Here is a 25,779-nt window from a genome sequence, read left to right as displayed (position 1 = left end):
TCAGTGAACCGTCGGCACGCTCGTCGCGGCCGGCGCGGCGACCGGAACCTCGATGTCCGTGCCGTCCGACACCGGCGTCACCGGCACCGAGACCGAAGGCCCGGCGTTGGGGAAGTTGTTCTCGTCACGGTTCGGCGCGACGCCCTTCTCCAGCAGGTCCTTGATCTCCTCGCCCGACAGGGTCTCGTATTCCAGCAGGGCCTGCGACAGCTTCTCGTGATCCTCGGCCTTGGTGGTCAGGATCGTGCGCGCCTCGTCCCAGCCCGAGGTCACCAGGCGACGGACTTCCTCATCGATGGTGCGCGCCGTCTCTTCGGAGATGTTCTGGCTGCGGGCGACCGAGTGGCCCAGGAAGACCTCTTCCTGGTTCTCGCCGTAAGCCACCGTGCCCAGCTTGTCCGAGAACCCCCAGCGAGTGACCATGGCGCGAGCCAGCTTGGTCGCCTGTTCGATGTCCGAGCTGGCGCCCGAGGTGATGTTCTCCGGCCCGAAGATCAGCTCCTCGGCGACGCGGCCGCCCGCCATGATGGCGATCCGGTCGATCATCTGCTGATACTTCATCGAATAGCGGTCGCCCTCCGGCAACTGCATCACCATGCCCAGCGCCCGGCCGCGCGGGACGATGGTCGCCTTGTGCACCGGGTCGGCCATCTTGACGTTCATGGCGACGATGGCGTGACCAGCCTCGTGATAGGCGGTCAGGCGCTTTTCTTCCTCGTTCATCGCCATCGAGCGACGTTCCGAGCCCATCAGCACCTTGTCCTTGGCGTCTTCGAAGTCGCGATGGGTGACCATGCGACGGTCCTTGCGCGCCGCCTGCAACGCCGCCTCATTGACCAGATTGGCCAGGTCGGCGCCCGAGAAGCCGGGCGTGCCGCGCGCGATGGTCTTCACATTCACATCGGCGGCCAGGGGCACGTCCTTCATGTGAACGCGCAGAATGCGTTCGCGGCCCGAGACGTCGGGGTTCGGCACCACCACCTGGCGGTCGAAACGGCCGGGGCGCAGCAGGGCCGGGTCCAGCACGTCGGGACGGTTGGTCGCAGCGATCAGGATGATGTTCTCGGACGCCTCGAAGCCGTCCATCTCGACCAGCAGCTGGTTCAGCGTCTGTTCGCGCTCGTCATTGCCGCCGCCGAGACCCGCGCCACGATGGCGACCGACGGCGTCGATCTCGTCGATGAAGATGATGCAGGGCGCATTCTTCTTGGCCTGTTCGAACATGTCGCGCACGCGGCTGGCGCCGACGCCGACGAACATCTCGACGAAGTCCGAACCCGAGATCGAGAAGAAGGGCACGCCCGCCTCGCCCGCGACCGCGCGCGCCAGCAGCGTCTTGCCGGTGCCGGGAGGGCCGACCAGCAGGGCGCCCTTGGGGATCTTGCCGCCCAGACGCTGGAACTTGCCCGGATCCTTCAGGAAGTCGACGACCTCCTGCAGTTCGTCCTTGGCCTCGTCCACGCCGGCGACGTCGTCGAAGGTCTTGCGGCCCTTGTGCTCGGTCAGCAGCTTGGCCTTGGACTTGCCGAAGCCCATGGCGCCCTTCGCCCCGCCCTGCATCTGGCGCATGAAGAAGATCCACACCCCGATCAGCAGCGCGATCGGCAGGATGCCCAGCAGCAGGCTCATCCAGATCGACTGGCCGCCCGACTTGGCGTCGATCTCGACGTTGGCGGCCAGCATCTGGGCCACCAGCTGTTCGTTCGGATAGACGGTGGTGGAGGTGAAGCGTTCGCCGTTCTTCAGCTCGCCGTTCACCTTGTCCAGGCGGATGGTCACCTGTTTGACCTCGCCCGCGTTCACGCGCTGCACCAGCTGGGAATAGCTGATGGCCTCGGGCTTGCCGGCCGGCTGGCCCGTCACGCCGTTCATGGCGCCGCCCTGCGACAGCGCCGCATAGCCCGCCAGCAACGCCAGAATGATCACGCCGGTGATCGCCAGATTACGCAGGTTCATTGAGGTCCTCGGTCGTCCGCGATCCCGGTGGGATCGACGGTCTGGATGTGTCTGTCTGGGAAAATAGGGGCTTAATCAGCGTTACGCTATCGGGTGGCGGAAATCAGGTCGTCTTCGTGCGTCGTTTCGTCCAGCGCCAGCCTGAGCCGTTCCGCGACAAGGCCGCGCCGTTCGACCCCTTCGCCTGCAAGAACCGGGGCCACCGCGTCGTCCCTGATCAACACAGGCCAGGCCCCGCGCGTCGCTGCCGGCAGTCGATTGATCTCGGCCCTGTCGGCGTTCGACAGGCTGGCCAACCGCCCCCGCGCCACCACGACGGACCAACCGGCACGATCGGCGCAGAAGACGAACCGGCCGTCCCAAACCGCCTCGACGCCGGGCTTCAGCGCCAGCGGCGAAATGTCCCGTCTGCGCAGCTCGCCGGCCTCGCGCATCAGCCGCACCGCCGCGCCGACAGCCTCGATCCGCGCCCCGCACAGGGTCGCCGCGAAATCCTCGCCCGCCTTCAGCCGCGCCGTCAGGGCGTCCAACCGCGCACCCCGAGGCGGCGTCGATCCGCCGCCGACGCAGACCAGGGCCGCCGCCAGCGCCCGCGCGCCCATGCCGCGGTCCACACGCGCCATGGCCTCGCCGTCCATCGTCGGCCGCGCCCCGATTTGCGCCGCCGCCTGATCGACCGGTTGCGGCGCCGCGCCCGCCAGCGCCTGCCGCGCCCGGCTGCGGCCGAAGCGGGGATCGGCGTTGGCTGGGTCCTCGATCCAGCCGGCCCCCTGCCCGGCCAGCCAATCCCGCAACCCCGCCCGCCGCTCGCCCAGCAGCGGCCGCAGCAGCATCAGGCCTCGTCCCTCGGGCCAGGCCGGCGACGGCGACCATTCGCGCACCCGTCCCAGGGTCGAGCCTTCGCTTCGCATCAGATCGGCCTCGGCGATGTCGTCGGCGGTGTGGGCGAACAGGACGACCGACGCCCCCGCCTCGCGCGCCGCCTCCGCGATCAAACCATGCCGCGCCGCCCGCGCCGCCGCCGTCAGCCCGGTCGCGGGTTTTTCCCCGTCCCAGCTCAACCCCCGCCAGTCGGCCCCGGCGTCCCGCGCCGCCCGGCCCGCAAAGTCGGTCCAGCGGCCGCTGTCCGCATTCAGCCGATGATCGACGGTCAGGGCCAGCACCGAACGCCCGCGCGTCCGCGCCCAGTCCGTCGTCAGTCGCAGCAGGGCGATGGAATCCCCGCCCCCCGACAGCGCCAGCGCCAGCGGCCGCCCTGTATCGCGCGTCAGTCGCGCATCCAGCCGCGCGAAGGCTCGCGCTCTGAGATCCGGGTCAGGCGTCAGGCGCAGGAACCTGTCGTCTTCAACTGGGCCGCCCGCGCCTTTTGCTGGTCAGAGGCGGCGGGCGCATAGCGGCGCGTGAACTCCGCCAGGGCCGCGCACCCTTGCGGCTTCCTCTGCGTCGCGAACAGGGCGTCGGCCAGTTTCAGAGTCGTATCCGCCGCCCAGCCGATACGCGGCCAATCCTTCAGGGCGGCGGCGTAATAGGGCACCGCCCCCGCCTTGTCGTTCGCCGCGACGCGCAGGTCGCCCAGGCGCGAGTTGGCCTCACGCGATTGCGGCGTATCGGGCCAGGCCGCGATCACCGTCTCCAGCGCGCGCTCGCCGCGCGGTTTGTCGGTCGACAGCAGGGCCACCGCCGCCGCCAGATCGCGGGTCGCGTCGCCAGTGGGCGAGGTCGCCTCGATCGGCGCATTCAGTTCGGCCTGGGTTTCCAGCTTCTGCAACCGGCCCTCGGCGTCGGCCAGACGCGTCTTCAGCGTCTCGTTCTCGCGCGTGGCCTCGTCCAGCTGGAAGGTCAGCCGCTCGTTGTCGCCGTTGATCCGGCGCACCGTGGCTTCCAGATCGCCCAGGCGTCGGTCCATCAGGGCGAACTGCCCCTGCAGCGTCACCACCTCGGGGTCCGGCTCGACCAGAACGGGCTGGCCGACGGCGTTTCTCTGGGTCAGCGCCCGCTCCAGACGGCGCACATTGCGGTCCAGCTGGTCCAGGCGGCGATTGTCCCACTCGGTCCGCTCCATGATGTTGGGCTGGGCCTGCTGGGCGACCGCGCCGCCTCCGATCAGGACAACCCCGAGGGCGGCGGCGGCGAGCAGATGAACACGAGAGATCGAGAGCTTGGTCATACGTCTAGCTTTCACCGATTTGGGGCCGCCGCAAGGCCGAGCTAGTGGCCCAGCCCCAGATAGACGATGGCCGTGATGAACAGGCCGACCACGATGTTGCAGAACACCAACAGCGCGATCGTCCGCCACAGGGCCGAGAACCAGGACAGCGAATAGGCGCCCTTCATCTGGGCGAACATGTGCACCGGGATCGATAGCGCCGCCAGATTGATCACCACCAGGCCGAATGTCCCCCAGAAGGTTCCGGCGATGACCATCAGCATCAGCAGCATGGCCATGAAGGTCAGCGAATACAGAACGAACACCCCGTGGTCGTACAGGGTGAAGCCGCGCTTCCATAGGAACAGCAGGGCCACGAACGGGATGGACAAGGGCACCAGCAGGAAGGCGAACTTGTACATCGTCTGCTGCAACTTATAGACCGCCAGGTCCGGGTTCTGCAGCTTCTTCAGGACCGTGGCGCCGATGCCGTGCCCCTCCTTCTCGGCGTCCTTGCCCATGACCTTCAGCTTAGTCTCGCCGGCCTCTTCGGTCGCCATGTCCTTGATCCCGGCCTGCCAGCTGCCGGGCTTCAGCCCGTCGGCGCGACCGTCGCGCTGCTCGGTCTCCAGCCGGACCAGGCCGCGCGGCGGTCGTCGACCAGCTTTTGTCCGGCGTTGATCGCCATCTGCATCGTCGGGTCCGGCCGAGCGCCGCTTTCGGCCCGCATCTGGACCAGGGCCTTTTCCGCCTCGGCCAGACCGACACGCTGGGACGCGATCCGTTCGGCCATCTCGGCGCCCTCGGTCTTGGATTCCGGGTGCGGCGCAAAGCTGAGCGCGAAGAACATCACGAACAGGGTGAACAGGAAGATCGCCAGCGGGGAGACGTAGCGCGTGCGCTTGCCCTCGACCCATTCGCGCGTCAGCCGGCCGGGGTTCAGCCACAGCAGCGGCAGGGTGCGCCAGATCCGGGCGTCGAAATGCATGACCCCGTGCAGCAGCTCTTCGCCCAGGTGCAGCAGGCTGCGGTGGACGTGGGTCGGCTGGCCGCAGTTTGCGCAGAAGTTGCCGCTCGTTTCGGCCCCGCAGTCGGAACAGACGCCGTGGGCGTGGGCCTCGCCGGCCTTGCCCGTCGGCTTTTCAATCGCGCCTGCGACCAGTCCGGCCGTGACGACGGCGCCCGCCCCTTCGATATCCATCCGCTGATCCCCCGATCCCTGTGATGACGGTTCTGCCGCCAGCCCCGCGTCAGGACAAGCGCGGAAACGAAAAGAGGCGCCGACCCTGCGGCCGGCGCCTCCTTCAGATCAGCCGATCAGCCGGTCGTCAGCGCGGCGCGCCCGAGACGATGGCGGTGTGGGCGTTACGGTTGCGGGCGAAGGCGTCTTCGTTCGAGCCTTCCGCGATCGGCCGTTCCTTGCCGAAGCTGATGGTGTCGATCCGGCCGGCCGGAATGCCCCGGTTGATCAGATAGGTGCGCACCGATTCCGCACGGCGGGCGCCCAGCGCCAGATTGTATTCGCGCGTGCCGCGTTCGTCGGCATTGCCTTCGATGCGGACCGTCACGGACGGATAGCGCTGCAGCCACTGAGCCTGGGCGTCCAGGCGCGGCATGGCCTCGGGACGGACCTCATAGGAATCCAGGTCGAAATAGATGCGGTCGCCGACGTTGACGACGAAGTCCTGTTCGGTGCCCGGCGCGGCCGAACCCATGTTTCCGCCGGTCACCGGCCCGGTGGGCGCGGTCGGATAGGCCGGACCCGTCGGTTGCGTCGTGCCGTCGTTCGGACCGGGCACGCCGGTCTCGACCGGGGGCTTTCGGGTGCAGGCGGCCATGGCGGCGACGGCGCAGCCGACCATCGCCAATTTGAGAATGCGGGAAGTCTTCATGGGGTCGTCTCCTGACGTATCGTTTCTGGCAAGGGCGGGCCTCAAGCTTGGCTTTACTGTCTGCCTCGGCCGATTTTTCGACGCTAGAGGCGATAACGCACAGTTGAGCTTTAAGGCTCCGACGGTGTCGGTGCGGCGTTTAGGCGGGGCAGCTGTCGGCGCCCTGGTTCACGCCCAGATTGCTCGGGCCGCGATCGAGCAGCGGCGACCAGGCCGGGTCGGTTCCGCGTCCGTTATAGCCCGCCTGCGACACCACGCGTCCCGACAGGTCCACGGTCCACAGACGCGTGTCGCCGCCCGGCGTCTGGCGCGCGAACATGACGTAACGACCGTTCGGCGCCCAGTTCGGGCCTTCCTCGAAATAGCTGGACGACAGGATGCGCTCGCCCGAGCCGTCGGCGTTCATCACCCCGGTCGAGAACCGGCCGCCGCCCTGTTTGGTGAAGGCGATCAGATTGCCGGTCGGGCTCCACGACGGGGCCGTATAGATGCCGCCGCCGCGCGAGATCGGCCGCTGGCCCGATCCGTCCGACCGCATGACATACAGGCGCGCCGAACCTGAACGGTCCGAGGTGAAGACGATCTGGCTGCCGTCCGGGCTGAACGACGGCGAGGTGTCGATGCCCGGGTCGCTGGTCAGGCGCGTGATCTGGCGGCTGCGCAGGTCCATCACATAGACGTCGGTGTTGCCGCCCCGGATGATCGAAAACGCGATCTTGTTGCCGTCGTTGGAGAAGCGCGGCGCCAGCACCTGACCGTCGAACTCGCCCAGGCTCTCGCGCCGGCCGGTCGTCAGATTATACAGGTAGATGCGGCTGTAATCCTTGCCCAGCGCCACATAGGTGATCTCATCCGGCTGCGACAGCGAGAAGCGCGGCGACATGATCACCTCGTCGCCCTGCGTCAGATAGGTCGGGTTGAACCCGTCCTGATCGGCGATGGTCAGGCGGTTGATCCGGTTCAGTTGCGTGCCCTCCTCGGACACGAAGATCACGCGGGAATCGAAGAAGCCGGCCTCGCCGGTCATGCGCTGATAGATGACGTCGGAAATCTTGTGCGCGATCCGGCGCCATTGCTCCTGGGTCGCGGTGAACTGATAGCTGACCAGCTGGCACTGGCGATAGGGATCATAAAGCCGGAAGCCGACGTCCAGCCGCCCGTCGCCGCGCGTCGTCACACCGCCGTACAGCACCGCCTGCGCGCCGATCTGGGTCCATTGGGGAAAGTTCGGCGCATTGGCCAGGGTCAGGCCGGTCTCGATGAAGCTGGACGGGTTCAGCGGCTCGAAGAAGCCCGACCGCTTCAGATTGGCGCTGACCACATTGGAGATGTCCGACCCGTGCGTCCCGGCGAACGGCACAACCGCGATCTGAAGGGGACGCAGCACGCCGTCATCAACCACCACATCCTGCGTCTGCGCGTTCTGAGGCGCAGCTTGGGCGTTTAAGGGATTAAGCGATACTGGCCCAGCGACTAGGGCGACGGCGGCGGATGCCATCAAAAGGTTCAGACGCATAATTTGCTCCCAAGCATTGGAAAGACAGTCTCGCCCTTATCATCGGACGTTATGACAACCGCCAGCTTCATGGCGATTGGGGCGACATTCGGTCGGGAACAGGCCTCTTTACCTGACCTCTATCGATTTCCGCATTTTCTAGCGGTTTCAAACCGGAAGGGCACTTCTTGTGCCTGAAAACCTGCGGGCACCCTAAACGGAGAGGCAGCGCGCAATGCTCTGAGCATTGCGTCCGATGCTGCACGCCACGACGCATCACTTTGTGGATTCTGCAAAGTGGGAGAACCCACAATATTTCCATCTGCCGTCAAGCGAACAGTCACCCTGATGACCATTCTGTCCATGCCCGGCATTTCACAGTTAATGTTCCAGTGCGGGCTTACTTGACCAGCAAGCGCGGATAGCTGCGGGCCCGTGGCCTGGGACGCGGCGCCCGCCCCCTGCTGCCCCGTCGCCGGTCGGCCGCGATTGTTGGTCGGGCGCGTCGGTCCGGCTAGGGCGTCCAGATCCAGGCTCGGCTCTGTGCGCTGGGGCGCCGGGCGGGCGGGCGCGGGCGTCGCCGGGCGCGGAGTCGGCTGGGTCTTGGTCGGCGGCGCAGGCGTCGGCGGCTGGGGTCGAGGCGTCGGGCGCGGCGGCGTCGGGGTCGGCGTGGGCTTCGGCGTGGGCGTGGGCGTCGGCGCCGGGCGCGGCGGCGTGGGCCGCGGCGGCGTCGGCGTCGGGCGCGGCTGGGGTTGCGGCGGCGCCGGTTCCGGCGTCGGCGGCACGGGATCGGGCTGCTGCACCGGGGCGGTCGCGGCGTCGTCAGGCGAAGGTTCGGGCTGCGGATTGTCCGCCGGCGCCGCCTGGATCACCTCTTCCGACACGATGGTCACCGGCACCGAGGCCACCAACGGCGTCTCGTCCTCGTCCAGCTTGTGCGAAAAGGTCACGAAGGCGAGCGCGATCACCCCGGCATGCAGGGCGAGAGATCCCAGAATGGCGGGGCTCGGCCGACGCAACGGCTTCAGGCCTCCGGCGCCGTGTCGGTGATCAGGTTCAGCTTGGTGAAGCCCGAGGCGCTCAACCGCGCCATCACCCGCGCCACCGCCTGATAGGGCGCGCGCCCGTCAGCCCGCACGAACACCGGCCGTTCGGCCGCCTTGTCGGCGCCGCCCGCCTCGGTCAGCAAGCGCGTGGACAGGGCGTCGAACGCCGTCTCGCTGTCGCCGACGAAGATCGCGCCCTGCTGGTCGATGCTGACCGACAGGGGTTCGGACTTGATCTCGACCGCGCTGGCCTCGGTCTTGGGCAGTTCGACCGGCACGCCCACCGTCAGCAGGGGCGCCGAGATCATGAAGATGATCAGCAGCACCAGCATCACGTCCACCAAGGGCGTGACGTTGATCTCGGTCAGAGGCCCTTTACGCCCCCGTCGCCCTCGACGCCCGCCGCCGCTCGCACCACCGCCCAGGGCCATGGCTCAGACGCCCCGCTTCAGGCTGAGGTCGCTGGACGGCGGGGGCGGAGGCGGCGGGGCCGACGGGCTGCCCAGGCGGCGCGCCACGGCGGCCTGCAAGTCGTCGGCGAAGGCTTCCAGGCGCCCCGTGAACTTGCCCGCGTCGATCGAAAACTTGTTGTAGGCGATATAGGCCGGGATGGCCGCCGCCAGGCCGATGGCCGTGGCGAACAGGGCTTCGGCGATGGCCGGCGCCACCGTCGTCAGATTGGTGTTGCCCGCCGCCGCGATCCGCCCGAACGCATTCATGATGCCCCACACCGTGCCGAACAGGCCGATGAAGGGCGAGGCCGTGGCCACGACCGACAGCACGCCCAGACCGTTTTCGATCCGCTGGCCCTCGCGCGAGATCAGGCTGTTCATCGCCTTGTCGATCCGCACCAGCAGCAGCTCGCCCTGATGCTCGTTCAACGCCCCGCGCTGCCGCGCCTCGCGCCAGTCCGACAGGGCGATCACCAGCATGCGCGGCAGGGCGTGGTCCGGATCCGGTCCCGCCTGCGACGCCACCTCTTCCAGCGACCGGCCCGACTGAACCGACTTTTCGAAGTCGTCGGCGCGCTTGTTCAGCGCCGTGAACCGCACCGCCTTGTCGATGATGATCGTCCACGACCAGATCGAGGCCGCCGCCAGCCCGATCATCACGCTCTTGACCACCCAGTCGGCGGTCATGAACAGCTCGACCGGGTTCATCATCGCGGCGTCGACAGGCGTGGTCATTCAGGCGCTCCGGGCGGAATCGAGATCGTCACGTCCCCTCTTCGACCGAGCGGACGTGACCATTGTGTGGCGTCCGGCCCGTTTAGCCCCGACCCGTCCGCCCGTCATCTGACAGGCGCGTCATAAGGGTTAACGGCAGGTTACTCGGACGCCGTCCGCCGCGCGTTCGGATCGACCGCGACAGAGACCGGGGCGCCGACGCTGATGATGACGCCCTCGTGGCCTTCCTTGGCGATGGAATAGGTGGCGGCGTCCTTCAGCAGCTGCTCCTCGCACTGGCGATCGCCCGCCCGGCCCAGTTCGGCGCAGCCGCGCTTGGCCGCATCGGTCCAGCCCAGGACCCGGCGCGTCGCCGCCTCGGCCCGTTTGATCGCCGCCTCGTCCTCGGCGGCGGCCTGCGCGATCAGGGCCTGGCGCGCCCCCCTGCTGGTATTGCAGCTCGGCCTGGCCCGCCATCTTGCGCTCCCAGACCTTGTAATAGGGACAGCCCACCAGCCCGCCGCCGATCAGCAGCACGAACAGCAGGATCGTGACGATCACCGCGCTGGCGGACATTTTGTAGGTTTCTGCGGCCATGACGTTTCCCCCTCGTTGGCGCGATCCTAGTCGGCGGTTCCACTGGCCGCCAGCCACGGCGTGACCTTCTCGACCAGTCCCTTCGACGGCCGTCGCGGCCGTCCGTCCAGATGGATGCACACCGCCGTCACCTCGGCCCGGCACAACACCTCGCCGGCCCGCTCCACGCTCTGGCGGATGATCAGCCGCACGCCCTTCACCTGCTCGTAGACGGTGCGCACCACCAGGGCGTCGTCGATCCGCGCGGGCTTCAGATATCTGATATTTAACTCGGACACCACGAAGGCCAGCGGCTCGGCCTCCTCCAGCAGATCGGCGTGCCCCACCCCGATGGCGCGCAGGAAATCGGACCGCCCCCGCTCGAAATAGCGCACATAGTTGGCGTGATAGACCAGGCCAGTGAAATCGGTGTCCTCGTAATAGACGCGCACCGGCAACAGGTGATCGCGCCCTTCGAAACGGCCGGCGGTGGGTTGGTCGGAGATTGCGGTCACTGAAACCTCGTGCGTCGTGCAGACGCCATAGCCAGTCCGACCGCGACAAGCCATCCGATCACGGGCGAAGCGCCATATCCCACCACCGGCGCCGGATAGGCGCCCAACAGATTGGCCGCCGACAGACCGATCCAGAAGCCGGCCATGGCCAGTCCGACGGCGGCTCTGGCGCCGCGCGTGCGCCATCCCATCCACAGCAACGGAGCCGACAGCACGACTAACGCCAGGCCCGCCGCCACTCCGAGGACCGGCGCCACGGCCCAGACCGTCGGCACGACATCCTCGACATGGGGAACGCGCGGCAGGGCCTCCGGACGCGTCAGGCTCCAGAGCGCCAAAATCCAGGACAGGGCCGCCAGCGGCGCCAGCGTCTTCCACGACCTTCTCGCGGCCGTCAGCAACCCGGTCGTTCCCACCGCAAAGGCCAGGCTGGCGGCCCCGTCGAAGCCGAGGCCGAACGTCAGGATCGCCAGGGCGGCGACGCCTGCCGTCCACACATCGTCTGCATCCTGCGCCACGAGCCAGAGCAGCGGCGCGCCCAGCAGCGAGGCGGGATGGATCAGCACCGGCCCCAGCGCCAGCCAGCGACGCGCGCCCTGCATCTCCACGCCCGTCGTCAGCATCAGGACGGCGACGACCAGGATCGCGGCCGCCGAGATCAGCCTCGAACCCCGGCCCGGCCGCGCCGTCCGCGACGCCGCCCACAGCGCCACGGCCCCGATCAGAAACGCCGCGCCCTGGACCACGACCGACGCCGCCCCCGCCCCGGCCGCCCGGATCGCCAGCAGGCTGATCGCCGCCGTCGCCGTGATCTGTGCGATCAGGGCGAGTGCTGGCCCCTTCAACCGACGACGGATCACGGCTGGCGGTTCGGCGCGGCCATGAAACCGGGGCAGTAGCTTTGGCGCATTTCGCGGAACTCGGTCGGCAGGGGGTCGTCGCTGAACAGGATGCGGTTGGGGATGGAGACGAAGCCCACCGCCGGTCCGCCCGCGACGCGCCCGACATAGCCGCACACCGATCGCCTTTCGCCGTTCTCGGCGTAGCGCAGCTCGGCGCCGCGCCCCGCCTGGGTGCGGATCTGGCGCATCACCCGCGCATCGGCGGGCTCGGGCGACGGGGTGTTCGCCGGCTGCATCAGCACCCAGACGCCGACCGCGCACAGGGCCAGAACCAGCGCCGCCGCGATCATCAGACGCTGCTGAAGCGGGCTGCGATGGCGCATCACCCTCATGCGGCGGGCGCTTCCAGGGTGAAGTCCAGCGGCGTGTCGGCGGCGGGCAGGCAGGTTCGATCCACCGGCCTGGACGGATCGCGCAGGAAGTCGCGCGCCATCTTGCGCGTGCAGGGGCTGGCGTTGATGACGCCGTGGGTCGCATTGGTCACGATCACGACCTGGCTGTTCGCATAGCCCTTGGCGGCGGCCTCGGTCAGCGGCGGCGGACAGCCCGGATCGATCTCGGCGGCGACGAACAGGGTCGGGATGTCGGTCTGGACCGGCAGGTTCTCGATCGGCGCCGCCGGCCGTTCGCCCACCGCCGCGCAGACGTCGAACAGCCGCGACAGCGACGGGACCAGCACCTCAGCCACCGGATCGCCCGCCGCCCCGGCCGCCAGCCGCGCCTTGGATTCGAACGGCAGTTCTTCCTTGCACAGATGGGCCATGTGCTGGCCCTCGAAATAATAGGTCCGGTCCTCGGCGATCTCGGCGACCGGCGTCAGGTCGCCGGCGATGATCTTGTCCAGATCGACCGGCAGGCTGCGCACCCCCGCCGCGCTATAGGTCGTGTCCATCAGGAAGGCCGACAGGTCGTCGACGTTGAAGGTGCGCCGGTCCTTGCCTGTCACCGGACCGGCCAGCCATTTGCGCGCCTCGGTCTCGAACCGCGCCTGAAGGTTCGGATGCTGCGCCGCGCAGGCCGTCTGGGCCGCGCACTTGGCCAGGATGATCTTCACCGCCGCCGACACCTGTTCAGGTGTGCCGACGGCCCAGTTGCCCTCTGGCGGCCAGGGGCTGTCCATCACGGCCGCGCGCACGATCTGGGGCTGATGAGTGATCACCGCCGCCTCGATACGCGGCCCGTACGATCCGCCCCACAAATCGATCTTGGCCAGACCCAGGGCCTGGGCCATGTCCTTCACATCGTCGGCGATGGCGGCGGCGTTGTACTGGTTCAGGTCGATCCCTTGCGCCTGATAGCCCTTCAGACAGGCGATCAGCCCGTCGCGGTCCTTGTCGGACGGCGGCCCCGCATCGGTCAGTTCGACGCCCGGACAGTCCATCGACGGGTTGCTCGCCCCGCCGCCCCGCTGGTCGAACAGGATCACATCCTGATCCACCGCAAAGGCTTCTGGATTGCGACGCAGCGCCGCCAGCATCCGCCCCGCCCCCGGCGTCAGGGCCCCGCCCGGCCCGCCGTGGAACGTCACCATCGGCGGCAGCGCCTGGCCCGAGGCGTCCTTGTAGGGCGCGCTGGCCTTGAAAATGACCACCGCGATGTCGATGCGCCGGTCGCTGACCGAGCCTTCGCGCGCCTCGTCCACCGTCAGGGTCCCGCACCGCACCTCGCGCAGACCCGTCGGCCAATCGCCGGGACAGGCCTTGTCGGTGAAGACAGGGGCCGCCGCTCTTGCAGGCGGCGCCAGACCGGTCAGGCCGACCGCAAACGCCATCATGGCCAGGGTGCGCAGGATCATGGGACGACGGCTCCGGTTCGCCCCCAGCAAACCCCCGCCCGCCCCGCTTGGCAACCGCCTACCGGAGATTAGGCGGCTCGCTTGGCCTGAGCGGCTGCCGCAAGCGTCGCCGCCATCCGCTCTTTCCAGTCGTCGCCTTCCTCGGCGAAGGCTGCGATGGTCTCGGGAGAGAGTTCGAGTGCAACGGCCTGCGATGTCAATTTGGCGAACATATCGGGGAACACGTCCCGGAACGGCCGCCCTTTGGCGAAATCCGCCTCGGTTAGTTCAGGGTTCTCGGGATCGTCGATATCGACGTCATCATAATGATCCGGGTTCAGCCAGTCGTCCTTGGGATCAGCCATATTGGATTACCTCGCGCCGATTAGCCTTTCTGAGGCTGATGATCCTCAACACGCCGCCTCTCGGCGTGACGATCAACACATGCAGCCTATCCAGCACCTTACCATAAATCTGGTACCGAGGCTCCTGATAGTCGTGACGCCTGTCCGGTATGACCGTGACGTGGTTCCAATCGATGCGACGCGCGACCTCCAGCGACAGCCCGTGCTTCAGCCTGTTGGCTGCATCCTTTTCAGGATCATATTCGAAAAGGCCGTCTTTCATTCGAACAGGTCGCCCGGCACGGGTCCGGCGGCGGGTTGCGTCGGCGCGCTGAGGCCCAGATGCGCATAGGCCTTGGCGCAGGCCATGCGGCCGCGCGGGGTGCGCATGATGAAGCCCTGTTGCAGCAGATAGGGTTCGATCACGTCCTCGACCGCGTCGCGCGCCTCGGCGATGGCGGCCGCCAGGGTGTCCATCCCGACCGGCCCGCCGCCATAGTTCTCGATCAACGCCTTCAGGAAGCGCCGGTCCAGGCTGTCCAGCCCGGCCTCGTCCACTTCCAGCCGCGCCAGGGCCCGCGCCGCCACCAGTTTCGAGATCGTCTCGGCCCCTTCCGCCGAGGCGAAATCCCGCACCCGGCGCAGCAGGCGCCCGGCGATGCGCGGGGTGCCGCGCGCCCGCGACGCGATCTCGCGCGCGCCCGCCTCGTCGATGGCTGCGCCCATCTTGCGCGCCGTGCCGCGCACCACCGCCGTCAGTTCGTCGGGGGTGTAGAACTCCAGTCGCAGCGGAATGCCGAACCGGTCGCGCAACGGCGTGGCCAGCAGGCCCGCCCGCGTCGTCGCCCCCACCAGCGTGAACGGCGCCAAGTCGATTCGCACCGAGCGCGCCGACGGCCCCTCGCCGATGATCAGGTCCAGCACATGATCCTCCATGGCCGGATACAGAATCTCCTCGACCTGGGGGCTCAAGCGGTGGATCTCGTCGATGAACAGGACGTCGCGCGGCTCAAGGTTGGTCAGGATCGCCGCCAGATCGCCCGCCTTGGCCAGGATCGGTCCCGAGGTCGCCCTGAACCCCACGCCCAGCTCGCGCGACACGATCTGCGCCAGCGTCGTCTTGCCCAGTCCCGGCGGTCCGAACAGCAGCACATGGTCCAGCGCCTCGGCCCGCCCGCGCGCCGCATCGATGAAGACTTTCAGATTGCCCTTGGCCTGCGACTGGCCGACGAATTCCGACAAGGTCTGCGGCCGCAGCGCGCGATCGAAGGCTTCGCCGGTCTCGGCCTCGGGGGAGATGACGCGGGTCATGGCTGGCCCGAGTGGCGAGTGGCTGTTGAGTGGCGAGTGGCGAGTGGCGAGTGAAGAGTGAAGAGTGAGCCGGGAAGTGAGCGCAGGGGTGAGCGGATCCGGAAGACCGCAGACGCGCCGCAGTTCACCTCTTGCTCACTAGCACTTCTCACGTCTCGCCACTCGCCACTCGCCACTCGCCACTCCCTTCCAATCACCGCCCCAACTCCTGCAGCGCCGCGCGGATCACCGCCGACAGCTCCGCCTCTTCGCCCAGACGGATCAACGCCTGATCCACGGCCCGGCGCGCATTGACCTCGGCGACGCCCAGTCCAAGCAGGGCCGACACGGCCTCGCCGGTGATGGACGGAACGGGCGGTGCGATCTCGACGTGCATGCCGGGTGCGACAGGCGCAAAGGTGGCGTCGCCCAAGGCCTTGCCCTTCAGCTCGGTCACGATCCGCAACGCCAGCTTGGGCCCCACGCCGTTGGCCCGCGCCACCGCCGCCTTGTCCTCGCGCGCCACCGCTGACGCCAGTTCGCCGGGCGGCAGAACGTCCAGCACCGCCAGCGCCGCCTTGGGCCCCACGCCCTGAATGGCCAGCAGGGTCGTGAAGGCCCGCCGCTCGTCGCGCGTCAGAAATCCATACAGGCGCGGCCCCGCATCTTCGCTCCACTGGGAATGGACATGCACCGTCGCCTCGTCGCCCGGCGCCGGCAGTCGCCCCAGCGTCCGCGCCCCGCACGACACGACATAGCCCACGCCCGCGCAGTCGATCAGGCATTCCGCCTCCCCGACCTCGGCCAGCACGCCTCTCAACCGCCCGATCACGCCGTCCCCCGGTGCATCGCTTCCAGCAGGGACCGCTTCCTGAGTTGCGCATGGGTGATCGCGACGGCCAGGGCGTCGGCCGCATCCGCCTTCACGTCGCCCGCGGTCGGCAGCAGCCGTTTGACCATGAAGGCGATCTGGCTCTTGTCGGCATGGCCTGCGCCCACCACCGCCTTCTTGATCAGGTTCGGCGAATATTCCGCCACCGTCAGACCCGCCTTGGCCGGCGCCAGCATCACCGCCGCCCGCGCATGCCCCAGTTTCAGCGTCGAGGAGGGGTTCACATTGACGAACACCTCTTCCACCGCCGCCTCCTCGCAGCCGTGGTCGGCGCAGATCGTTCCCAGCGCCTCGAACAGATGCAGCAGCCGCTCGCTGAACGGCGCGGTCTCGGGCGGGGCCACCACCCCATGCGCCACCCACCTCAGCCGCGCGCCGTCAGACGCGATCACGCCCCAGCCGGTGCGTCGCAGACCGGGGTCCAGGCCGATGATTCTGACAGGTTCGTTCGCCATCCGTTCCCCTCATGCCGCAAAGAGGGTTATCGAGCAATGAACGGTTTCAGTCGTCGCGCGGGTCCAGGCTGTAGGCGACGACGCCCGGTATGGCGCACAGCTGTTCCGCCAGCCGCTTCAGCTGGCTTTCCTCGGCCGCCTTCAATCGCCAGGTCCGTCGAACGGTCTGTCCATCCAGCAACTCGAACCGGTCGTGTCGCGCGTTCGCGTCGATGGCTTTCAGCGCCGCCTCGATCGCCGGCTCCGGAGACACCTCGCGCCGTTCCCAGCACACTTCGGCGTCCACCACCGTGCGCGCCGGCAAGCGACCGCTGATCAGCTTCAGCCCGATCAGAATCAGGGCCGTGACCACCGTCGCCGCCGCGCCCAGCGCATAGAGCCCTGCCCCGAACAGAATGCCGATCGCCGAAGTGATCCACAGCGACGCGGCCGTGGTCAGCCCGTGGATCGAAAACCCGGTACGGAAGATCACTCCTGCGCACAGGAACCCGATCCCCGTCAGCACGCCGTGCGCCATCCGAGTCGGATCTGTGACGATGTTCTCGTCGGGAAGGGCGCGGAACGCCCAATCCGCCTGCGACATGGCCGCCAGCATCAGCAGGGCCGACGCCAGGCTGACCAGAATGTGCGTTCGCAGGCCCGCCGCCCGGCCTCGCCATTCGCGTTCGAAGCCGATGACTCCGCCCGCGATCACCGCGCCGAGGATCGGCAGGACGGCGCCTTCCAGACTACCCAGATTCATCCGCGCTCAACGATGCGCCGAGCGCGGATGTTCCTTGGACGGACGATCCTGCGACATCGTGGTCGCAGCGGCCGCCTCAGCCGTGCTTATCGATGTAGGTCTCGGGGTCCTTGTTCACCGGCTTGACGCCGGTGATGTGCTCGGCCTCGAAGGCGGCGAACTTGACCGCCAGCGCATGGCGCGTCTCGACGTCGGCGTTCATACGGAAATCGGTCAGCCCCTGCCGCTCTTCCTCACCCATGTGTTTGGAGTTGACGACGTTCGCCTCGCCCACGGCGTCGAACCAGGCCTTGGTCCCGACCTTGTGCTTTTCGACCGCCTTGACCGCGTCGCGCAGCTTGTTGTGGTCCTCGATGGCGTCTTCGGTCTCGCCCTCGACCGTGCCGTCTTCGGCGTCATTGGCGCCCTCGCCCTGTTTCAGAAGCTCGGGATAGAAGAACCGCTCCTCGGCCTCGGCGTGCACATCCAGGAACGCCGACAACCGCGACCAGACGGCGCTCAGCGCATCGGTGTCCTTGGGATCGATCTGTTCGATGATCGCAAACAGCCGACGCTGTTCGGCATGGTCGTCGAGGATCAGCTGGGTGATGTCCATAGGGGGCTCCAGGCGTAACGGTGAAGCCTCGTTACGCCCGGCGCACGACCCGGTTCCGTGCAAACGACTCGCGGTCGTTCGGGATCAACCCGCGTATTTGGCCGCGTCCTCGTCGGAGACAGCCTCGTTGGAATAGACCGCCGACACGTCGTCCTCGGCGTCCAGCGCGTCCAGCAGCTTGAACAGGGTGCCGACGGCCTCGCCGGTCACCGGCACCTCCGACTGCGGTTTCCAGACGATGGCGGTGGACTTGGGGTCGCCCAGCACCTTGGACATGGCCTCGGCCACCTCGTTCAGGTCCTCGAAGGCGGTCCAGATCGTGTGGCCCGGCGCGTCCTCATAGATGTCGGGCTTGACCAGGTCGCTCTCGACGTCCTGGGCGCCGGCCTCGATGGCGGCCTCCATCACAGCGTCTTCCGAACCGGCCTCGGCGGCGTAGGTGATCTTGCCGACCTTGTCCCACATGAAGGCGACCGAGTTCATCTCGCTCAGAGCGCCGCCGTTCTTCTTGAAGGCCGCGCCGATGTTCGACGCCGCGCGGTTGCGGTTGTCGGTCAAGGCCTCGACGATGATGCCCACGCCGCCCGGACCCCGGCCCTCGTAGCGGACCTCTTCCATCGTATCGACGTCGCCGCCCGAGGCCTTGTTGATCGCGCGCTGGATCACGTCCTTGGGCAGGCTTTCGGCCTTGGCGTTGTTCACCGCCAGGCGCAGGCGCGGGTTCGCCGCCGGATCCGGCAGGCCCGACTTGGCCGCCACGGTGATGTCGCGCGACAGTTTGGAGAACAGCTTGGAGCGCTGCGCATCGGCGCGCCCCTTGCGGTGCATGATGTTCTTGAATTTCGAGTGGCCGGCCATGGGATCGTCTTTGAGCGTTCTGAACCTGAGCGGGCGGTCCTAAACGAAGAGCGTCATCCTGTCACGATAGGCAGCAGGGGTGGAACCTCGACCGTTTGGGCGTATTGATCCGGGCGAGACAGACGGAGCGTAAAGTCATGACCGCCGACGACACCATCTATGAAGCCGAAGGCTATATGGACGAGGACCTGCACGAGGCCGACATCGTCGAGTGGTACGAAGCCCGCCCGGTCACCGTCTCCACCGCCGTCGCCACCGGCGCCATCGTCACCGCCTTCACCCTGGGTGCCCTGACCGCCGTCGGCGCCCTGTTCCTGATCGGCCGGCTGGACGACTGATCCACACGACTACGCGTCCAGCCGTTCGGGCGTCTGCGGGACGCGATCTGTCAGCAGCTTCAGGACCTTGGCGGTGATGGCCAGTTCCTCATCGGTCACGCCCGCCAGCAGTCGGGTGCGATCCTCGCGCGCGACGCGATCGGAGGCGTTCAGCGCGTCCAGCCCCTTCGGCTCCAGCCGGATCAGGTTGGCGCGTCCATCGCCGCAAAACGGGTGGCGCGACACCAGCCCCTCTTCGACCGACAATTTGATACGGCGTGACAGCGACGCCTCCGATATCCGCAGGACCGCGGCCAGCTCCGTCTGCGTCATCCCCTTGGGCTTTGACGCCAGGACATAAAGGTGGGCGCGCTGCGCCGCCGTATAGCCTCGGCCGCGAAACAGCGCATTCGCCCGCGTGACCCACGCCCGCGCGACAAAGGCGATGCGCATGGACACGACCTGTTCCAGGCTTCCGCGCGGATTGTCCCCAGTCGTTGCTCCATCCGCCTCGGCAAGATTCAGATAGAAGGCGTCATCAAGATCAGCGGAACGGGAGGACATCGGAACCAAAACTGGACTTTGAACGGCGAGAAACGGCGACAGCCCCTACCCCGCGCGAAGATTCTCCACCACGCTCCTCAGCCGCGCAGGCAGCGGCTTGGGCCGGCGGGTTTCGGCGTCGACATAGACGTGGACGAAATGGCCGATGGCGGCGGGAACATCGACGCTGCGCTTGAAGACTGCAAAGCCGTAGGTGACGCTGGAGGTGCCGATCCTGTCGACCTTGATCCCGACCTCGATCACGTCCGGGAACTTCAGCGAGGAGGTGTAGCGGCAGCCCGAATCCACCACCAGGCCGATGGATTCCTTCAGGGCGTCGGCGATCAGCAGGTGGGCGTTCACGGCCGAATCCACGAACTCGTAGAATTTGGCGTTGTTGATATGGCCGTACTGGTCGTTGTCGGCCCAGCGGGTGGAGACCATGTGAAAGGCCTTATAGGTCGCCCGTTGCGCCAGCGCGCCCTCGTCTCGTTTCGGCATCGTCGTCTCCCTCGGCGACGCGAACCGTCGCTCTCGATTACGACGCTCTAGCTTGGACGACGTTAGGTCAAGCGCCTATCGGTAGGTCGCTGATGACGAAGGCTTGACCACATGACCCTGACGACCCGCGCCGCCGTCCTGTCGCAGATGGGCGTCGCCCGCCCCTATGCCGACAGCCGCCCCCTGTCGGTCGAGACGGTGACGCTGGACCCGCCCGGCCCCGGCGAGGTCCTGGTCGCGATCAAGGCGGCGGGCCTGTGTCATTCGGACCTCTCGGTCATCAACGGCGACCGCCCCCGTCCCCTGCCCATGGCCCTGGGGCACGAGGCGGCGGGCGTGGTCGAGGCGCTGGGGGACGGCGTCACCGATCTGGCCATCGGCGATCACGTCGTCATGGTCTTCATGCCGTCCTGCGGCCACTGCGATCCCTGCGCCGGCGGCCGTCCCGCCCTGTGCGAACCCGGCGCCGTCGCCAACGGCCGGGGCGAACTGTTGTCCGGCGCCCGCCGCATCTTCCGCGAGGGCGAGCCGGTCAACCACCACCTCGGCTGCTCCGCCTTCGCCGAGCGGGCCGTCGTCTCGCGACGCTCCCTGGTCAAGATCGATCCCGACCTGTCGTTCGAGGAGGCGGCCCTGTTCGGCTGCGCCGTCCTGACCGGCGTCGGGGCCGTTGTGAACACCGCCCAGGTCCGCGCGGGTCAGAGCGTCGTCGTCATCGGCCTGGGCGGCGTGGGCCTGGCCAGCGTTCTCGGCGCCCTGGCCTCGGGCGCCAGCCCCGTCGTCGCCGTCGATCTGTCCGAGGACAAGCTGGCCTTGGCCCGCACCCTGGGGCCCGTCCACACCGTCAACGCCGCCGACCCCGACGCCGTCGATCAGGTCCGCGCCCTGACGAACGGCGGCGCCGACTTCGCCTTCGAAATGGCCGGCGCGGTCCGGGCGCTGGAGGCGGCATGGAAGATGACCCGGCGCGGCGGAACCACCGTCACCGCCGGCCTGCCGCCGCCCGATGCGGCGCTGGCCGTCAACGTGGTCTCCCTCGTCGGCGAAGAGCGCACGCTGAAGGGCTCCTACATCGGCACCTGCGTCCCCAGCCGCGACATCCCCCGCTACGTCGCCCTGTATCGCCAAGGTCGCCTGCCCGTCGATCGCCTAATGAGCGGCGTTATCCCCCTCGACGACATCAACGCCGGCTTCGACCGCCTCCACGCCGGCGAGGTCGTGCGGCTGATCGTCAGACCCTGACGACACCGTAATCCCGCCGCCCGCTTTCGGCCGCAAATCCGCAGACCAATGTCCGCTCAAGCTTCAGCGGAGATCTCCCATGCGCCGGTCTCGCCTGTCCTGCGCCGCCGCGATGTCGGCCGTAGCCCTGGCCTTCGCCGTCCCGGCCTTGGCCCAGGAAACTCCGCCTCAGAACAACGCCGAGATGGCCGCCATCTTCGCCGCCGACCAGGCGGTAAGACAAAACCTGACCCCGGACTTTTTCAAAGACCGCGCCCGCGTCACAGCAATGCTCGCCGAAGACGCCGCGCGCCGGGTCCAGACCCGCGCCCTGCTGGACGCCGGCGCGCTCAACACCGGCGAGGACTATCGCGCCGCCGCCTTCGTCTTCCAGCACGGCTCCACGCCGGAGGATTATCTGCTGGCCCATAGTCTGGCCGTCGCCGCCGTGGCCAAGGGCTCGCCCGAAGGCGCCTGGATCGCCGCCGCGACGCTGGATCGCTATCTGCAGATGACCGAAAAGCCGCAGATCTACGGCACCCAGACCCGCAAGACGCGCGACGCCCCGGCAACCCTCGATCCCTACGATCGCGCCCTGATCCCCGACAGCCTGCGCGCCGTCTTCGGCGTCCCGCCTCAATCGGAGCAGGACGCGCGTCTCGCGGCCGTCAACGCCGCGGCGGAGGCCGCGGCGTCCCAGCCCTGATCGCTCAGTTCGCCGCCGGCCTCGGCGGGGCGTTCTTCACAAACTGGTCCAGCCAGCGGGTCATCTCCCACAGGGTATGGCCCACGGATTCCCGCGCGCGGTATCCGTGCGCCTCCAGCGGCAGGGTGACGTAACGCGCGGTCGCGCCCAGCCCCTTCAGCGCCGCATAGAATCGCTCGGACTGGACCGGGAAGGTGCCCGAGTTGTCGTCCGCCTCGCCGTGGATCAGCAGGATCGGCTCGTTCAGCTTGTTCGCATAGGTGAAGGGCGACATCTCGGTATAGACCTCGGTCGCCTCCCAATAGTTGCGCTGCTCCGACTGGAAGCCGAACGGCGTCAGGGTGCGGTTATAGGCGCCCGACCGCGCGATCCCGGTCCGGAACAGGTCGGTGTGAACCAGCAGGTTCGCCGTCATGAAGGCGCCGTAGCTGTGGCCGCCCACGGCGATCCGGTCGCGATCCGCCACCCCCATCCGCACCACCGCGTCCACCGCCGCCTGAGCATCGGCCGTCAGTTGCTCGACATAGGTGTCGTTCGGCTCGGTCCCGTCCTTGCCGATGATGGGCATGGAGGGGTTGTCGAAGATCGCATACCCTTGGGTCAGCAGGAACAGATGGCTGGACCCGCCCGGCCGCACGAACCGGTTCTGCACATCCACCGTCTGGCCCGCGACCGCCGCATCGGTGAACTCGGCCGGATAGGCCCACATCAGCATCGGCAGCGGCCCGTCGCGGTCCTTGTCGTAGCCGGCCGGCAGATAAAGCGTCCCCGACAGCTTGACCCCGTCGGCCCGCTCGTACGTCACCAGCTGCCGCGTCGCCTCGGCCAGCTGCGGCGCCGGATCGGGGAAGTTGGTCAGCCGCGTCGTCTGGCCCGTCGTCAGGTCGCGGATCTGCAGGTTGGGCGGATCCAGCCGCGTCTCGCGCTGGGTCACCACCAGCTTGCCGTCCGCGTCCAGGAAGCCGACCACGGCCTCGTAATCCGTGTTGGCCGAGGTCCACAGCCGTTCGCTGCGTCCCGTCGCCGGGTCCATCGCGGCCAGGAAGGGGAACTCGCCCTGCGGCGTCGCGCCCGCGCCCGACATCAGGATGCGCCCCTGTGGATCGAAGCGGATCACCGAGCGGCCTTGAGCATTCGGCTGGGTCACCGGCTGGCCCGGATTGTCGTAGCGCGCCTGATAGTTCCGCTCCAGCAGCACCCGGCCTTCGCCGGGGTTGGACGGATCGACGACGAACCGCGTCTCGTGCCGGGTGTTGAACCAGCGGCTGTTGACGATGGCCAGGTCGTCCCGGCCCCACACGATCCCGCCGAACCGTTCCTTCAGGTCAATCAGCTTGACGGGCTCGGCCGTGAACGGCGCGGCCTGCATGAAGACCCGGTCCCGGAACTCGGCCTCGCGCCGGATGTCCCCGCCGTCCAGCGCCTCGACCCAGGTCAGGGTCGCCGGCGCATCGGCCCGCCATTCGACCGCGCGCGGCCCCGGCGCCACGGCGTCGAAGGCGGTCGGCACATCGTCCCGCAGCGGCAGGTCGGCGACCGTGCGCACCACGCGACCGTTCAGATCCGTCACCACGATCTCGGTCGGGAACAAGTCGTCCGGCACCGCATAGGAATAGGGCCGCTTGGCGATCTCATGCAGGATGTATTGGCCGTCCGGCGACACCGACGCGTCCAGATAGACCGCCGGCGCCCCGATCGTCCGTGCACGGCCGTTCAGCGGAACCAGCGTCAGCTGAGACGTGAAATAATGGTCGAACAGGGCCTCGTCGCCGGGGTTCGACAGCAGGTCCTGATAGGTCCGCACCGGCGCGACCCGCCCGGCCGTCTCCTCGATGTTCGGCCCCGTGGGCGCGGCCGTCACGTCCGGCGCCGGACCGCGTCCGGCCGGAACCGCCTCGACCAGCAGGCCCGAACTGTCGGGCAGCCACTCATAACCCGTCCCGCCCGTCATATTGACCACCGGATCGGTCAGCTTCCTCGCCCGCGCCGAGGCCACGTCCACCACCCACAGCTCCAGCCCCGTCGGCCGGTCCAGCACGAAGGCCAGCGACCTGGCGTCCGGCGAGAACCGCGGCGCCGTGAACCGCGCGCCGTCGGGCAGGGCCACGACGCGAGGTGGCCCCCCGTCCACCGCCTGCAGGCTTAGCCCCGTCAGCCACGCCACCCGGCTTTCGGCCGCACCGTTGTTCCTCGGATTGATCCGCGTCCCCGCCAGCCTCAGCATCGGCTCGGCCAGGGCCTTAATGCTGGGCAGGTTCGACCGGTCCATCAGCACCAGCGTCCGCCGATCCGGGCTCAGCATCGACGACGGCGTCGGCTTGGCGTCCAGGATGTCCGCGATCGGCGCCGGCGGCTGCTGATAGACCATCGGCCCCGCAGCCGGCGCCGCGTTCTGGGCTAACGCCCCACCCGCCACGCCGCTCAGCAGTACCGCCGCCAGAACCAGCCCAACCCCACGTCCACGCATCATCATCGTCTGAAGTCCCCACAAATCCCGAACCCCAGACCTACCCTCGCCCGCACGCCGACGCCAACCCGTTTTGGGGTCAAGCAGTCATTAGGTCGCTGGCGGCGTCAGACGACGATTTCCCCGAATGCCGGTTCAATCCCTCGCGTCGTTTCCAACCGCAGAACATAGGCGCCGGGCCTGAGCATCATGGTCCCCCGCGCCTGGCCCGCCTCCAGCAGAAAGTGATCTGCCGGGATGACCATGCCTTCCTGCATATGCAGCGCTTGCAACAGGGCCGGGCCTTCAAAAGCCGGGATCGAGACCTCGACCGCCTTTCGCAGAGGGTCAGCCGCCAGCCAGCCCGGCCGTCCAGCCACGCGATCCAGTCTCGGATGAAAGACGCTCAGGTCCACTCGACCTTCGAAATCGCTGTTGGCGAAGGCGATCCCGTTGCGTGACACAACGATAGGCGCGGCCGGCTGGAAGCGCTTCAAGACAGCGGCGACATGCGGCGCGTCCGCTTGCGGCCGCGTTGCAGGCCAGTTCAAGGACTGCTCGATGGTCAAGGGATCGATGCCGGTCAGCGCCTTCAGCCGAGCGGCGAACCACAGCCCCCCGCGCCCTTCAAGCTCCATGGCATGACTATAGCCGCACAAGACGAAAATCCGCGCATCCGGTCGGTCCTTCAGCACGGTTTCGACCAAATTTTTGGCCTGCGCCGCTTCTCGCGCGGCGATCTGCTCATCTCCTGACGCCGTCGCCGGCGGCCTCTGGTCCCACCGCCATTCGTAGTCCGCGAATGTGTAACCGAGCGCCGCCGCCTCCCTTACGGCCTCCGCATAGACCGGGTCGGCGATGTAGTATCCGAAACCGGAATGGAAGGGATCGCCGCGCTTGTATCTGCGTATCGTGGGCGCCGCCTCTTGCTGCGGCTGAACGAAGGTCTCGGCGGCGAAGGTGTCGAAACCCAGCGGTCTTAACGCCCGCATGACTCGCGTCGCGAAACCGCGATGGCCCGATATGTTGTGCGCCTCGTTGAGTATGACGATCTGCCTGGCTGTCGCGGCTTCGACGATGGCGGACAAGGCATCGCGGCTCTCGGCATTCGACAGGTCTGGCAATTCGGCGTCGGCCGGCCGATCCTTTTCCTCGCCGCCGATTGCCGTCGCCTCGTCGCCAAGGAAAGCGGCATACTGCGCCAGGAAGCCTCCCGCCGTCGGACGGCCTGCGGCCGCCTGCGCCTTCAGCTCAAGATACTGCGGCAGATACCGCCCTTCGACCATGAACTGCTGCTCGGCGCTCAATGGCGTCTGCGACCAAGCAGGTCGCACAGCCAGCGCGCCCGTCGCAACGACCGCCAGCCCTAATCCTCGTCGTGTCAGCATCCATCCCTCCGTC

Annotated in this window: 29 protein-coding genes; 4 read left to right on the top strand and 25 right to left on the bottom strand. The window is 68.0% G+C overall.

The genetic code is table 11. From position 1 onward, the window contains the following. From ftsH to tolB, 7 genes are all read right to left on the bottom strand, one after another. A complete protein-coding gene (ftsH, locus tag HF680_RS06780; RefSeq protein WP_185224508.1) occupies positions 1–1,956 on the bottom strand; it encodes an ATP-dependent zinc metalloprotease FtsH in 1,956 nt (651 codons plus the stop codon). An 86-nt stretch (positions 1,957–2,042) separates the two neighbouring features. Further along, positions 2,043–3,227: a tRNA lysidine(34) synthetase TilS gene (gene tilS, locus HF680_RS06775; protein WP_394353524.1), complete on the bottom strand. Its 1,185-nt coding sequence runs from the start codon at positions 3,225–3,227 to the stop codon at positions 2,043–2,045. 50 nt (positions 3,228–3,277) lie between these two features. After that, positions 3,278–4,123 (bottom strand): tetratricopeptide repeat protein, encoded by an 846-nt coding sequence (locus HF680_RS06770; RefSeq protein WP_185224507.1) that lies wholly within the window; start codon positions 4,121–4,123, stop codon positions 3,278–3,280. Positions 4,124–4,164: 41 nt separating this feature from the next. Continuing rightward, positions 4,165–4,662 (bottom strand): hypothetical protein, encoded by a 498-nt coding sequence (locus tag HF680_RS15975; protein WP_235968875.1) that lies wholly within the window; start codon positions 4,660–4,662, stop codon positions 4,165–4,167. A 32-nt stretch (positions 4,663–4,694) separates the two neighbouring features. Next, positions 4,695–5,303 carry a DUF3667 domain-containing protein gene (locus tag HF680_RS15970; protein ID WP_235968874.1) on the bottom strand — a complete coding sequence of 203 codons (609 nt, stop codon included), beginning with the start codon at positions 5,301–5,303 and terminating at the stop codon, positions 4,695–4,697. Positions 5,304–5,430: 127 nt separating this feature from the next. Beyond that, positions 5,431–5,994, bottom strand: coding sequence for a peptidoglycan-associated lipoprotein Pal (gene pal, locus HF680_RS06760; protein WP_039246161.1), 564 nt, complete (start codon positions 5,992–5,994; stop codon positions 5,431–5,433). A 139-nt stretch (positions 5,995–6,133) separates the two neighbouring features. Next, positions 6,134–7,510, bottom strand: coding sequence for a Tol-Pal system beta propeller repeat protein TolB (tolB, locus tag HF680_RS06755; protein ID WP_045809705.1), 1,377 nt, complete (start codon positions 7,508–7,510; stop codon positions 6,134–6,136). 522 nt (positions 7,511–8,032) lie between these two features. Between tolB and HF680_RS06750 the strand changes: the two genes are divergently transcribed. After that, positions 8,033–8,539, top strand: a complete 507-nt coding sequence (locus HF680_RS06750) for a hypothetical protein (protein WP_185224506.1) — start codon at positions 8,033–8,035, stop codon at positions 8,537–8,539. Here HF680_RS06750 and HF680_RS06745 read toward each other — a convergent pair. The 14 genes from HF680_RS06745 to HF680_RS06680 all read right to left on the bottom strand — a co-directional run bounded on the left by HF680_RS06745 (position 8,514) and on the right by HF680_RS06680 (position 18,644). Further along, a complete protein-coding gene (locus HF680_RS06745) occupies positions 8,514–8,966 on the bottom strand; it encodes an ExbD/TolR family protein (protein ID WP_066554427.1) in 453 nt (150 codons plus the stop codon). The two genes, HF680_RS06750 and HF680_RS06745, sit on opposite strands and share 26 nt — an antisense overlap. A 3-nt stretch (positions 8,967–8,969) precedes the next feature. Continuing rightward, positions 8,970–9,722 carry a protein TolQ gene (gene tolQ, locus HF680_RS06740; RefSeq protein ID WP_185224505.1) on the bottom strand — a complete coding sequence of 251 codons (753 nt, stop codon included), beginning with the start codon at positions 9,720–9,722 and terminating at the stop codon, positions 8,970–8,972. A gap of 602 nt (positions 9,723–10,324) precedes the next feature. Further along, positions 10,325–10,783, bottom strand: coding sequence for a tol-pal system-associated acyl-CoA thioesterase (gene ybgC, locus HF680_RS06735; RefSeq protein WP_045809878.1), 459 nt, complete (start codon positions 10,781–10,783; stop codon positions 10,325–10,327). A 5-nt stretch (positions 10,784–10,788) separates the two neighbouring features. Then, positions 10,789–11,652, bottom strand: coding sequence for a hypothetical protein (locus tag HF680_RS06730; RefSeq protein WP_045809701.1), 864 nt, complete (start codon positions 11,650–11,652; stop codon positions 10,789–10,791). Next, positions 11,649–12,017: a hypothetical protein gene (locus HF680_RS06725; protein WP_137722400.1), complete on the bottom strand. Its 369-nt coding sequence runs from the start codon at positions 12,015–12,017 to the stop codon at positions 11,649–11,651. Before HF680_RS06725 ends, HF680_RS06730 begins: the two co-directional genes overlap by 4 nt. 5 nt (positions 12,018–12,022) lie before the next feature. After that, positions 12,023–13,489, bottom strand: coding sequence for an alpha/beta hydrolase (locus HF680_RS06720; RefSeq protein ID WP_185224504.1), 1,467 nt, complete (start codon positions 13,487–13,489; stop codon positions 12,023–12,025). Positions 13,490–13,557: 68 nt separating this feature from the next. Then, positions 13,558–13,833, bottom strand: coding sequence for a BrnA antitoxin family protein (locus tag HF680_RS06715; RefSeq protein ID WP_052689450.1), 276 nt, complete (start codon positions 13,831–13,833; stop codon positions 13,558–13,560). Then, positions 13,826–14,095, bottom strand: a complete 270-nt coding sequence (locus HF680_RS06710) for a BrnT family toxin (protein ID WP_045809698.1) — start codon at positions 14,093–14,095, stop codon at positions 13,826–13,828. Before HF680_RS06710 ends, HF680_RS06715 begins: the two co-directional genes overlap by 8 nt. Continuing rightward, positions 14,092–15,123: a Holliday junction branch migration DNA helicase RuvB gene (ruvB, locus tag HF680_RS06705; protein ID WP_045809697.1), complete on the bottom strand. Its 1,032-nt coding sequence runs from the start codon at positions 15,121–15,123 to the stop codon at positions 14,092–14,094. The genes HF680_RS06710 and ruvB overlap by 4 nt, the downstream gene beginning before the upstream one ends. A 193-nt stretch (positions 15,124–15,316) precedes the next feature. Further along, positions 15,317–15,934 carry a Holliday junction branch migration protein RuvA gene (ruvA, locus tag HF680_RS06700; protein WP_185224503.1) on the bottom strand — a complete coding sequence of 206 codons (618 nt, stop codon included), beginning with the start codon at positions 15,932–15,934 and terminating at the stop codon, positions 15,317–15,319. Next, positions 15,931–16,449 (bottom strand): crossover junction endodeoxyribonuclease RuvC, encoded by a 519-nt coding sequence (gene ruvC / locus HF680_RS06695; RefSeq protein WP_185224502.1) that lies wholly within the window; start codon positions 16,447–16,449, stop codon positions 15,931–15,933. The genes ruvA and ruvC overlap by 4 nt, the downstream gene beginning before the upstream one ends. A gap of 46 nt (positions 16,450–16,495) precedes the next feature. After that, positions 16,496–17,191, bottom strand: a complete 696-nt coding sequence (locus HF680_RS06690) for an MgtC/SapB family protein (RefSeq protein WP_185224501.1) — start codon at positions 17,189–17,191, stop codon at positions 16,496–16,498. Positions 17,192–17,267: 76 nt separating this feature from the next. After that, positions 17,268–17,786, bottom strand: a complete 519-nt coding sequence (locus HF680_RS06685) for a hemerythrin domain-containing protein (protein ID WP_039246180.1) — start codon at positions 17,784–17,786, stop codon at positions 17,268–17,270. A gap of 84 nt (positions 17,787–17,870) precedes the next feature. Further along, the gene (locus HF680_RS06680) at positions 17,871–18,644 is read right to left on the bottom strand and encodes a YebC/PmpR family DNA-binding transcriptional regulator (protein WP_185224500.1); all 774 of its coding nucleotides are present in this window, start codon (positions 18,642–18,644) and stop codon (positions 17,871–17,873) included. A 137-nt stretch (positions 18,645–18,781) separates the two neighbouring features. On the opposite strand from HF680_RS06680, the gene HF680_RS06675 reads away from it, so the two are divergent. Next, entirely contained in the window at positions 18,782–18,982 is a 201-nt protein-coding gene (locus HF680_RS06675) for a hypothetical protein (RefSeq protein ID WP_055753936.1), read from the top strand. Positions 18,983–18,991: 9 nt separating this feature from the next. Here HF680_RS06675 and HF680_RS06670 read toward each other — a convergent pair whose 3' ends face one another. Both HF680_RS06670 and HF680_RS06665 read right to left on the bottom strand, forming a co-directional pair. Further along, the gene (locus tag HF680_RS06670; protein ID WP_235968881.1) at positions 18,992–19,414 is read right to left on the bottom strand and encodes a MarR family winged helix-turn-helix transcriptional regulator; all 423 of its coding nucleotides are present in this window, start codon (positions 19,412–19,414) and stop codon (positions 18,992–18,994) included. A 156-nt stretch (positions 19,415–19,570) separates the two neighbouring features. Then, a complete protein-coding gene (locus HF680_RS06665; protein WP_039246187.1) occupies positions 19,571–20,005 on the bottom strand; it encodes an acyl-CoA thioesterase in 435 nt (144 codons plus the stop codon). Between the two features lie 111 nt (positions 20,006–20,116). On the opposite strand from HF680_RS06665, the gene HF680_RS06660 reads away from it, so the two are divergent. Both HF680_RS06660 and HF680_RS06655 read left to right on the top strand, forming a co-directional pair. After that, positions 20,117–21,247: a zinc-dependent alcohol dehydrogenase family protein gene (locus HF680_RS06660; protein WP_185224498.1), complete on the top strand. Its 1,131-nt coding sequence runs from the start codon at positions 20,117–20,119 to the stop codon at positions 21,245–21,247. A 79-nt stretch (positions 21,248–21,326) separates the two neighbouring features. Beyond that, positions 21,327–21,932 carry a hypothetical protein gene (locus HF680_RS06655; RefSeq protein WP_185224497.1) on the top strand — a complete coding sequence of 202 codons (606 nt, stop codon included), beginning with the start codon at positions 21,327–21,329 and terminating at the stop codon, positions 21,930–21,932. A gap of 4 nt (positions 21,933–21,936) precedes the next feature. Here HF680_RS06655 and HF680_RS06650 read toward each other — a convergent pair whose 3' ends face one another. Next, a complete protein-coding gene (locus tag HF680_RS06650) occupies positions 21,937–24,405 on the bottom strand; it encodes a S9 family peptidase (RefSeq protein WP_185224496.1) in 2,469 nt (822 codons plus the stop codon). A gap of 101 nt (positions 24,406–24,506) precedes the next feature. Next, the gene (locus HF680_RS06645; RefSeq protein ID WP_185224495.1) at positions 24,507–25,766 is read right to left on the bottom strand and encodes a hypothetical protein; all 1,260 of its coding nucleotides are present in this window, start codon (positions 25,764–25,766) and stop codon (positions 24,507–24,509) included. Positions 25,767–25,779 lie beyond the last annotated feature (13 nt).

The organism is Brevundimonas huaxiensis (assembly GCF_014218725.1).
In the GTDB taxonomy this organism is placed as follows: domain Bacteria; phylum Pseudomonadota; class Alphaproteobacteria; order Caulobacterales; family Caulobacteraceae; genus Brevundimonas; species Brevundimonas huaxiensis.
The sequence above is the reverse complement of the archived record's forward strand: the minus strand, read 5'-3'. Positions and strand labels throughout refer to the sequence as shown.

Excerpts from the sequence above, each read along its gene's own strand:
- ftsH (WP_185224508.1), bottom strand. The coding sequence starts at position 1,956 with ATGAACCTGCGTAATCTGGCGATCACCGGCGTGATCATTCTGGCGTTG.
- HF680_RS06770 (WP_185224507.1), bottom strand. The coding sequence starts at position 4,123 with ATGACCAAGCTCTCGATCTCTCGTGTTCATCTGCTCGCCGCCGCCGCC.
- HF680_RS15975 (WP_235968875.1), bottom strand. The coding sequence starts at position 4,662 with ATGGCGACCGAAGAGGCCGGCGAGACTAAGCTGAAGGTCATGGGCAAG.
- HF680_RS15970 (WP_235968874.1), bottom strand. The coding sequence starts at position 5,303 with ATGGATATCGAAGGGGCGGGCGCCGTCGTCACGGCCGGACTGGTCGCA.
- pal (WP_039246161.1), bottom strand. The coding sequence starts at position 5,994 with ATGAAGACTTCCCGCATTCTCAAATTGGCGATGGTCGGCTGCGCCGTC.
- tolB (WP_045809705.1), bottom strand. The coding sequence starts at position 7,510 with ATGCGTCTGAACCTTTTGATGGCATCCGCCGCCGTCGCCCTAGTCGCT.
- HF680_RS06745 (WP_066554427.1), bottom strand. The coding sequence starts at position 8,966 with ATGGCCCTGGGCGGTGGTGCGAGCGGCGGCGGGCGTCGAGGGCGACGG.
- tolQ (WP_185224505.1), bottom strand. The coding sequence starts at position 9,722 with ATGACCACGCCTGTCGACGCCGCGATGATGAACCCGGTCGAGCTGTTC.
- HF680_RS06725 (WP_137722400.1), bottom strand. The coding sequence starts at position 12,017 with ATGCGCCATCGCAGCCCGCTTCAGCAGCGTCTGATGATCGCGGCGGCG.
- HF680_RS06720 (WP_185224504.1), bottom strand. The coding sequence starts at position 13,489 with ATGATCCTGCGCACCCTGGCCATGATGGCGTTTGCGGTCGGCCTGACC.
- HF680_RS06715 (WP_052689450.1), bottom strand. The coding sequence starts at position 13,833 with ATGGCTGATCCCAAGGACGACTGGCTGAACCCGGATCATTATGATGAC.
- HF680_RS06710 (WP_045809698.1), bottom strand. The coding sequence starts at position 14,095 with ATGAAAGACGGCCTTTTCGAATATGATCCTGAAAAGGATGCAGCCAAC.
- ruvB (WP_045809697.1), bottom strand. The coding sequence starts at position 15,123 with ATGACCCGCGTCATCTCCCCCGAGGCCGAGACCGGCGAAGCCTTCGAT.
- ruvC (WP_185224502.1), bottom strand. The coding sequence starts at position 16,449 with ATGGCGAACGAACCTGTCAGAATCATCGGCCTGGACCCCGGTCTGCGA.
- HF680_RS06690 (WP_185224501.1), bottom strand. The coding sequence starts at position 17,191 with ATGAATCTGGGTAGTCTGGAAGGCGCCGTCCTGCCGATCCTCGGCGCG.
- HF680_RS06685 (WP_039246180.1), bottom strand. The coding sequence starts at position 17,786 with ATGGACATCACCCAGCTGATCCTCGACGACCATGCCGAACAGCGTCGG.
- HF680_RS06680 (WP_185224500.1), bottom strand. The coding sequence starts at position 18,644 with ATGGCCGGCCACTCGAAATTCAAGAACATCATGCACCGCAAGGGGCGC.
- HF680_RS06675 (WP_055753936.1), top strand. The coding sequence starts at position 18,782 with ATGACCGCCGACGACACCATCTATGAAGCCGAAGGCTATATGGACGAG.
- HF680_RS06670 (WP_235968881.1), bottom strand. The coding sequence starts at position 19,414 with ATGCGCATCGCCTTTGTCGCGCGGGCGTGGGTCACGCGGGCGAATGCG.
- HF680_RS06665 (WP_039246187.1), bottom strand. The coding sequence starts at position 20,005 with ATGCCGAAACGAGACGAGGGCGCGCTGGCGCAACGGGCGACCTATAAG.
- HF680_RS06660 (WP_185224498.1), top strand. The coding sequence starts at position 20,117 with ATGACCCTGACGACCCGCGCCGCCGTCCTGTCGCAGATGGGCGTCGCC.
- HF680_RS06655 (WP_185224497.1), top strand. The coding sequence starts at position 21,327 with ATGCGCCGGTCTCGCCTGTCCTGCGCCGCCGCGATGTCGGCCGTAGCC.
- HF680_RS06650 (WP_185224496.1), bottom strand. The coding sequence starts at position 24,405 with ATGATGATGCGTGGACGTGGGGTTGGGCTGGTTCTGGCGGCGGTACTG.
- HF680_RS06645 (WP_185224495.1), bottom strand. The coding sequence starts at position 25,766 with ATGCTGACACGACGAGGATTAGGGCTGGCGGTCGTTGCGACGGGCGCG.